The 7,642-nt window shown below is 38.4% G+C and carries 10 protein-coding genes, 1 pseudogene and 1 other annotated feature; all 11 genes and pseudogenes read left to right on the forward strand.

All coding sequences use genetic code 11. From position 1 onward, the window contains the following. Positions 1–395 (forward strand): LPXTG cell wall anchor domain-containing protein (locus ACLOR3_RS03790; protein ID WP_412037009.1); only part of this gene is annotated, 395 nt, incomplete at its 5' end. Between the two features lie 150 nt (positions 396–545). Beyond that, complete coding sequence (locus ACLOR3_RS03795; protein WP_411400363.1) at positions 546–1,058, forward strand: dihydrofolate reductase; 513 nt, start codon at positions 546–548, stop codon at positions 1,056–1,058. Between the two features lie 3 nt (positions 1,059–1,061). Next, positions 1,062–1,235, forward strand: a complete 174-nt coding sequence (locus tag ACLOR3_RS03800; protein WP_006596311.1) for a hypothetical protein — start codon at positions 1,062–1,064, stop codon at positions 1,233–1,235. Between the two features lie 33 nt (positions 1,236–1,268). Continuing rightward, entirely contained in the window at positions 1,269–2,501 is a 1,233-nt protein-coding gene (gene clpX / locus ACLOR3_RS03805) for an ATP-dependent Clp protease ATP-binding subunit ClpX (RefSeq protein WP_048716080.1), read from the forward strand. Positions 2,502–2,512: 11 nt separating this feature from the next. Further along, positions 2,513–3,109, forward strand: coding sequence for a ribosome biogenesis GTP-binding protein YihA/YsxC (gene yihA, locus ACLOR3_RS03810; RefSeq protein WP_411400362.1), 597 nt, complete (start codon positions 2,513–2,515; stop codon positions 3,107–3,109). A 146-nt stretch (positions 3,110–3,255) separates the two neighbouring features. Then, positions 3,256–3,954 (forward strand): glucosaminidase domain-containing protein, encoded by a 699-nt coding sequence (locus tag ACLOR3_RS03815; protein ID WP_411400361.1) that lies wholly within the window; start codon positions 3,256–3,258, stop codon positions 3,952–3,954. Positions 3,955–4,133: 179 nt separating this feature from the next. Next, entirely contained in the window at positions 4,134–4,931 is a 798-nt protein-coding gene (locus tag ACLOR3_RS03820; RefSeq protein ID WP_411400360.1) for a formate/nitrite transporter family protein, read from the forward strand. A 62-nt stretch (positions 4,932–4,993) separates the two neighbouring features. Further along, positions 4,994–5,129, forward strand: a sequence feature (ribosomal protein L10 leader region). Positions 5,130–5,167: 38 nt separating this feature from the next. Continuing rightward, positions 5,168–5,668 carry a 50S ribosomal protein L10 gene (gene rplJ / locus ACLOR3_RS03825; RefSeq protein WP_048691273.1) on the forward strand — a complete coding sequence of 167 codons (501 nt, stop codon included), beginning with the start codon at positions 5,168–5,170 and terminating at the stop codon, positions 5,666–5,668. Positions 5,669–5,745: 77 nt separating this feature from the next. Continuing rightward, positions 5,746–6,114 carry a 50S ribosomal protein L7/L12 gene (gene rplL / locus ACLOR3_RS03830; RefSeq protein WP_048716072.1) on the forward strand — a complete coding sequence of 123 codons (369 nt, stop codon included), beginning with the start codon at positions 5,746–5,748 and terminating at the stop codon, positions 6,112–6,114. 609 nt (positions 6,115–6,723) lie between these two features. Further along, a complete protein-coding gene (locus ACLOR3_RS03835) occupies positions 6,724–7,176 on the forward strand; it encodes a hypothetical protein (protein WP_411400359.1) in 453 nt (150 codons plus the stop codon). Positions 7,177–7,361: 185 nt separating this feature from the next. Then, positions 7,362–7,642, forward strand: a pseudogene (locus tag ACLOR3_RS03840) (ABC transporter ATP-binding protein); the annotation flags it as partial.

The following is a 7,642-nucleotide window of genomic DNA, read 5'->3' on the forward strand; positions in this document are numbered from 1 at the left end:
CAACAGAAGATGGTGAGCAACCGAAGAAAGATATTCCAGGTTACGAGTTTGTGAAGACGATTGTAGATGAGAACGGTAATACACAACACATCTACAAGAAGACGGTGACACCAACTCCGACACCAACACCAACTCCAACTCCGGTTCCTACACCAACTCCAGCTCCAACTCCAACTCCGGTTCCTACACCGGCACCAACTCCGGATCCAGTTCCAACGCCAGATCCAAAACCAGTTCCAGAAACTAAGGAAACTAAATTCATCAATCCATCTGATGAAACAGCAGTTCTTCCTGAAACTGGTACTGAGGAAACTTCTAAAACTGGTCTTGCTATTCTTAGCGCTTTGACAGGTCTCTCATTATTCGGACTTGCTAAACGCAAAAAAGAAGACTAAGATTTAGGATTTGTCTCATCAAAACCGCGAGAAATCGCGGTTTTTTTTGACGAAAAAAATAGAAAGTTTTGATGAAGGAACCAATAGTTGGAAACTGTCTTTTCTAGAAAAATTTGATAAAATAGAAGTATCAGTGTAAAGGATGTAAGAATGAGTAAGAAAGTAATTGGCATTTGGGCTCAGACAAAGAATGGAGTGATCGGCAAGGATCAGGTCATGCCTTGGCATTTACCTGCTGAATTGCAGCACTTTAAACAAACGACAACGGGCCATGCAATCCTTATGGGGAGAGTTACCTACGAAGGATTAAACAAACGCGTCCTTCCAAATCGGACCAATATCATTCTCTCTAGAGATGACAAGTATGATGTAGAGAATGAAAAGGTCTTGTTAAGAACCTCCGTAGAGGATGTTTTAGACTGGTATAGGAATCAGGATCAGTCGCTCTTTATTATCGGTGGGGAGAAGGTGATTCGCCTTTTCGAGCCTTATCTAGAGGAGCTCTACCAGACTGTCATCGATGCCCAATTGGAAGGAGATACTTATTTCCCAGAAGACTTCCATTGGGATCAGTTCCAGTTACTAGACAAGCGCACGATCGAAAAAGACGAAAAAAACCCTTATGACTTTACCATTAGACATTTTGAAAGAAAGGAAGACTAGTTCATGGAACGTAGTATCTTTGGCTTTTTTACAGCCGTTTTATGCGTGATTTGCCTAGTATGTGCTTCCCAGACTCTTCGGAAGAAGCGCTATGGCTTAGCCACCCTCTTCTTATTAAATGCCTTTACCAATCTTGTGAATTCGATTCACGCCTTTTATATGACTTTATTTAAATAAATTACAAACAGACTTTAGAATCGGGAGAAGAAAATGCCTACAAATCAATCAAATGATATGATGGTTTATTGTTCGTTTTGTGGTAAGAACCAAGACGAAGTACAGAAGATTATCGCAGGGAACAACGCCTTTATCTGTAATGAATGTGTTGAGTTAGCTCAAGAAATCATTCGTGAAGAACTAGCTGAGGAAGTCTTGGCAGATCTTTCAGAAGTTCCAAAACCAATCGAACTCCTCAATATCCTTAACCACTATGTCATCGGTCAGGATCGTGCTAAACGAGCTCTAGCAGTAGCGGTATATAATCACTACAAACGGATTAACTTCCATGAAAATCGTGAAGAAGACAATGATGTGGATCTCCAAAAATCAAACATTTTGATGGTGGGGCCTACAGGTTCAGGAAAAACTTTCTTGGCTCAAACTCTTGCTAAGAGCTTGAATGTTCCATTTGCCATTGCAGATGCGACAGCCTTGACAGAAGCGGGTTATGTCGGAGAAGACGTTGAAAACATCCTTCTGAAGCTCTTGCAAGCAGCTGACTTCAATATTGAGCGTGCAGAACGTGGCATCATCTATGTTGATGAAATCGATAAGATTGCTAAGAAGAGTGAGAACGTCTCTATCACCCGCGATGTATCTGGTGAAGGGGTTCAACAGGCTCTCTTGAAGATTATCGAAGGAACTGTAGCCAGTGTGCCACCTCAAGGCGGACGCAAGCACCCACAACAAGAAATGATCCAAGTCGATACCAAGAACATTCTCTTCATCGTTGGTGGAGCCTTTGATGGGATTGAAGAAATCGTGAAGCAACGTCTGGGTGAGAAGATCATCGGATTTGGTCAAAATAACAAAGCCATCGATGAATCAAGCTCTTATATGCAAGAAATCGTTGCAGAAGATATCCAAAAATTCGGTATTATCCCTGAGTTAATCGGTCGTCTTCCAGTTCTTGCTGCATTAGAGCAATTGACAGTGGATGACTTGGTTCGTATTTTGAAAGAACCAAAAAACGCCTTGGTGAAACAATACCAAGCTCTCTTATCCTTTGACGACGTTGAATTGGAATTTGATGACGAAGCACTTGAAGAAATTGCAAGCAAAGCCATCGAACGCAAGACTGGTGCTCGAGGACTACGCTCCATCATCGAAGAAACTATGTTGGATGTGATGTTTGAAGTTCCAAGTCAAGAGGACGTTAAATTGGTTCGGATCACTAAAGAAGCAGTTAACGGAACTGAAAAACCAATTTTAGAAACTGCCTAGAAAGAAATTCTATGAAAGTAAATACTCATAATGCGGATATTCTCTTGAGCGCCACCAATAAAAGCCATTATCCTCAAGATGATATCCCAGAAGTTGCACTTGCCGGTCGATCAAATGTCGGCAAGTCTTCTTTTATTAACACTATGCTAAATCGCAAAAACTTGGCCCGTACATCAGGAAAACCAGGAAAAACACAATTATTGAACTTTTTCAATATCGATGACAAACTTCGTTTTGTCGATGTACCTGGCTATGGATACGCTCGTGTCTCCAAAAAAGAACGCGAGAAATGGGGAAAAATGATTGAAGAATATCTGACATCGAGAGAGAATTTAAGAGCTGTTATTAGCTTGGTTGATCTTCGTCATGAACCCTCGGCAGATGATGTCCAGATGTACGAGTTTTTAAAATATTACGAGATCCCTGTTATCTTGGTTGCGACCAAAGCCGACAAAATTCCAAGGGGAAAATGGAACAAGCATGAATCCATGATCAAGAAGAAATTGGATTTTGATAAAACAGATACCTTTATCATCTTCTCATCGGTCAATAAAACTGGAGTAGAAGAAGCTTGGGATGCAATTTTCGACCATAGTTTTTCGGAATAAATCGTATTATTACTAACCTGTTATTTATTTGTTTGATTTATCTCGATATTGTAATTAAAATGTAATATTGAGCTCAACAATTTAATGCTTTTCTGTGCTATAATCATCTTAAAGAGTTTTCATTAAAACATTAGGAGATTATCACATTGAAAAAATTACTAAATAAATCGAAATTGATTGGATCCTTAGTGGCTCTGGTAGCTGCAGGAACAGTAGCGGCAGCCATGAGTGAACATGTGGGAAATGTTGGGGCTAATGATGAAGCTTATTCTCAATATGCAGATCCAACAGAAGCCTTCATCTCACAAATCGGTGAATCTGCTCGCCAACTAGGTCAAGAAAATGATCTGTATGCATCTGTTATGATTGCTCAAGCCATTTTAGAAAGCGGAGCTGGTCAATCTGGTTTGTCATCTTATCCACACTATAACCTTTTTGGTATTAAAGGGAGCTATGCTGGTCAATCTGCAGTGATGCAAACTTGGGAAGATGACGGTGCTGGAAATGCCTATACTATCAATGATGCTTTCCGTTCATACCCTAGCTACTATGAATCATTGCAAGACTACGTTGCGGTTTTGAAACAAGGTCATTTTGCAGGAGCTTGGAAGAGCAATACAACAAGCTATCAGGATGCAACAGCTGCTTTAACCGGTGTCTATGCTACTGACACTAGTTACTATGCAAAATTGAACCATATCATTGAAACTTACAACCTTACTCAGTATGATTCACCTAGTGTGTATGGTGGTTATGAAGGTACTGTCTACAATCCTTATCGCCAACAATATACAACTCAAGAAATCTTGAACTTGGATATCGCTTGGGCGAATCGTTTCTTATAAGATATGAATTAAATTGAATGATAAACAGGCCATTAAGGTCTGTTTTTCTTGTATTCATTTTAAATCGTTTTTTTAAAGAGTACAGTATTTTTACTAATATTTTTCTGAAAACCTTTTCAGGAAGTTGGAACTATGATATAATGAAGAAGTTCACAAATTCAATATATAAGGAGATTCAGATGGGAGAATCAAATTTTGTTCTTAAAGTAGAGGCAGCATGTCAGAAGAAGGAAGAACTATATACAGCTTCTAAAGCTCGCTATGCTGTCCGCTCTATGTTTGCGGGTGCATTTCTCACAATGAGTACAGCAGTTGGGATTGTGGGTGCAGACCTTCTCAACACCTTCTTGCCAGGTTCTGGTCGTTTCTTGTTCCCATTTATTTTTGCTTGGGGATTAGTTTATTTACTATTCTTAAATAGTGAGCTAACGACTTCAAATATGATGTATCTGACAGCTGGTATTTATCTAAAGAAGATAAATTGGATGAAAGCTTTAGAGATTCTACTTTATTGTACATTCTTTAATTTAGTTGGTGCTTTGTTCCTCGCATTTCTCTTCAGTCAGACAAGTGCTTTTGCTAATTTGAATCCAAAGGGCTTCCTTGGCTCGGTTGTAGAGATGAAGCTCCAACGTTCCAATCAATTGGTCTTCTTTGAAGGAGTGATTGCTAACATCTTCGTTAACATAGCGATCTTGTCCTACCTTTTCTTTAAAGATGAAACAGCGAAAGTTCTGATGGCCTTGTCAGCTATTTATATGTTTGTTTTCCTTACCAATGAACACATCGCGGCAAACTTTGCTTCTTTCTCATTAGCTACTTTTAACTCTATTTCGAAAGATTTGCCTCACTTAGAGTTCTTCAATGTGCTTCGTCATTATGCTGTCACCTTTGTAGGAAACTGGGTAGGTGGAGGAGTGATCATGGGCTTAGCCTATGCATGGCTCAATCGTACCAAGACTATTTACAAAGATTAATTATTTTTAAAAAAAGTTTGCAAAAATACTTGCATTCTTTTTTTTTATGTGATACACTAAATAACGGTTTGAAAAAACTGCCTAAGACAGTAGGGGAGCTCGACTCATAAAGATCCTACCGAGGACAAAACGTATCATGTAAAAAGAAGCGTATTGTACTTTCGTGTCTAGGTTTGGGCGCGTTTTTCTTTTGGAAAAATTCCCCAAGCAAAATAATTACGGAGGTGAACACACTAATGAGTGAAGCAATTATTGCTAAGAAAGCGGAACTAGTTGACGTAGTAGCTGAGAAAATGAAAGCTGCTGCATCAATCGTCGTTGTGGACGCTCGTGGTTTGACAGTAGAACAAGATACAGTTCTTCGTCGTGAGCTTCGTGGAAGCGAAGTTGAGTACAAAGTGATCAAAAACTCAATCTTACGTCGTGCAGCTGAAAAAGCTGGTCTTGAAGATCTTGCATCTGTTTTTGTTGGACCATCTGCAGTAGCATTTTCTAACGAAGATGTTATCGCTCCAGCGAAAATCTTGAACGACTTTTCTAAAAACGCTGACGCACTTGAAATCAAAGGTGGTGCAATCGAAGGCGCTGTCGCATCTAAAGAAGAGATCCTTGCTCTTGCAACTCTTCCAAACCGCGAAGGACTTCTTTCCATGCTCCTTTCTGTACTTCAAGCGCCAGTGCGCAACGTTGCTCTTGCAGTCAAAGCGGTTGCAGACAACAAAGAAGACGCAGCTTAATCTTAAGCTACGCAGCGTAGCCTAGCTACAAAAAAATAAAAACATAAAATATAAAAACTTATTTGGAGGAAATAACAATGGCATTGAACATTGAAAACATTATTGCTGAAATTAAAGAAGCTTCAATCCTTGAATTGAACGACCTTGTAAAAGCTATCGAAGAAGAATTTGGTGTAACTGCAGCTGCTCCTGTAGCTGTTGCTGCAGCTGGTGCTGCTGACGCTGGTGCTGCTAAAGATTCATTCGACGTTGAATTGACATCTGCAGGCGACAAGAAAGTCGGCGTTATCAAAGTTGTACGTGAAATCACTGGTCTTGGTCTTAAAGAAGCTAAAGAACTTGTTGATGGTGCACCTGGTGTTATCAAAGAAGGTGTTGCAGCTGCTGAAGCTGAAGAACTTAAAGCTAAATTGGAAGAAGCTGGAGCTTCAGTTACTCTTAAATAATAGAGTTTCCAAACAAAATGAAAACCGAGGTTTAGGCCTCGGTTTTTTTGTGTACAATTTTGAGTTTAAGTCCTATTTTTTACAGATTAATTCTGTACTTTATCTACTGTAGGATTCTATCTAAATTTTTCAAGATTAGAAAGCTGTTGTCGATTGCATTTAAGTCCGAAGTTAATATTAGAGGCTTTTTAACCGAATAAAACTATTAAACACAAAATAGGAATCAGAAATTTTTGAGGATTAAATGATTGTCTATTTTTTTAAATCATACTCCTTTAAATTTAATTTCTGTCAATCAACATATCTACAATTCTTTTATATTTGATAAAATATTATAAATTAGAAAAATTTAAAATTCAAACGTCAAAAATAAAGTATATAAAGTAGATAGTATAGGGCTATCTACTTTTTTGTTCTCCAGAAAATAGGTATTGTACCGATCAAAATGCTGATTTCTGTTGGATTTATCAAATCGAAACGTAATTTTTTTGGAGTGTGTTGCCTCCACCGAATAGTATTCTACTTTCCAAGCCCTTACTAATTTATTATGTTGTTAGACTTTTATTTTTTTGATAAAATAGTTTTTATAAACAAAAAAGGAGATTTCTGATGAAATACTTTAAACGTCTTGTCTTTGCTGCTTTATTGGCAGTTGGTGCGATTTTCCTTGTAGCTTGTGGTTCTACAACTAGCGACAATGGGAAATATGTCTATAAAGCTGAGAAGGATCAAATTAAAAGTATCCTTAAAAAGCAAGGGGCTACTGATGAGCAACTTGAGAAGGTCATTAATCAATTTGATTTGACAATGACAATTGAAATTAAAGATACAAAAGCTAAGATGATTATCAAAATGAATGCTCTTGGTGAAAGCAAAGAGAAAACAATTGACCTGAAAGCTGATCAAAATGGTAAAACTCTTGAATCAGCAGAAGGTGGTAAAGATAAAGTCAAGTATAAGATTGATGGAGATGTTTTGACTTTGGATGTATCAAAAGCAGAATCTAGTGATTATGAAGTTTTTGCTTTCTTCAAAGATGCAAAATTCAAACGTCAAAAATAATCGTACATAGAGGGGATAGCGGAGGCTATCCTCTTTTTTACTCTTTGCTTTTCATCAGCTCTTTTCCTTGCTAGCCTAAGGGGGATCTGATATAATAGGGATGACTTGAAGGAGCCAATGTGCTTTGTAAAATAGCTTAAAAAGTGCTTGAGGGTGCTTTTTTGTTGTATAGAGAGGAGAAAGGTATGGGATATATTTGGTCCTATTTGAAAAAATATCCAAAATGGTTGTGTTTGAATTTTACAGCAGCTATCTTTTTTGTGATTGTCAATCTCGGCTTGCCAACTGTTCTAGCCCGTATGATTGATGAGGGGATCAATCCGAGAGATATGGAGCGGGTTTATTTTTGGGCCTGGGTCATGTTCGGTGTGATCATCGTCGGGATTCTCGGTCGCATCGTTCTGGCCTATGCAGTTGGGAAGATCACTACCACCATGGTCATGGATATGCGAAATGATCTTTATGA

Source organism: Streptococcus intestinihominis (assembly GCF_046824975.1).
Taxonomy (GTDB): Bacteria; Bacillota; Bacilli; order Lactobacillales; family Streptococcaceae; genus Streptococcus.

What these genes read in the sequence shown, in the direction of transcription:
- ACLOR3_RS03795 (WP_411400363.1), top strand. Translation starts at nt 546, where the DNA reads ATGAGTAAGAAAGTAATTGGCATTTGGGCTCAGACAAAGAATGGAGTG.
- ACLOR3_RS03800 (WP_006596311.1), top strand. Translation starts at nt 1,062, where the DNA reads ATGGAACGTAGTATCTTTGGCTTTTTTACAGCCGTTTTATGCGTGATT.
- clpX (WP_048716080.1), top strand. Translation starts at nt 1,269, where the DNA reads ATGCCTACAAATCAATCAAATGATATGATGGTTTATTGTTCGTTTTGT.
- yihA (WP_411400362.1), top strand. Translation starts at nt 2,513, where the DNA reads ATGAAAGTAAATACTCATAATGCGGATATTCTCTTGAGCGCCACCAAT.
- ACLOR3_RS03820 (WP_411400360.1), top strand. Translation starts at nt 4,134, where the DNA reads ATGGGAGAATCAAATTTTGTTCTTAAAGTAGAGGCAGCATGTCAGAAG.
- rplJ (WP_048691273.1), top strand. Translation starts at nt 5,168, where the DNA reads ATGAGTGAAGCAATTATTGCTAAGAAAGCGGAACTAGTTGACGTAGTA.
- rplL (WP_048716072.1), top strand. Translation starts at nt 5,746, where the DNA reads ATGGCATTGAACATTGAAAACATTATTGCTGAAATTAAAGAAGCTTCA.
- ACLOR3_RS03835 (WP_411400359.1), top strand. Translation starts at nt 6,724, where the DNA reads ATGAAATACTTTAAACGTCTTGTCTTTGCTGCTTTATTGGCAGTTGGT.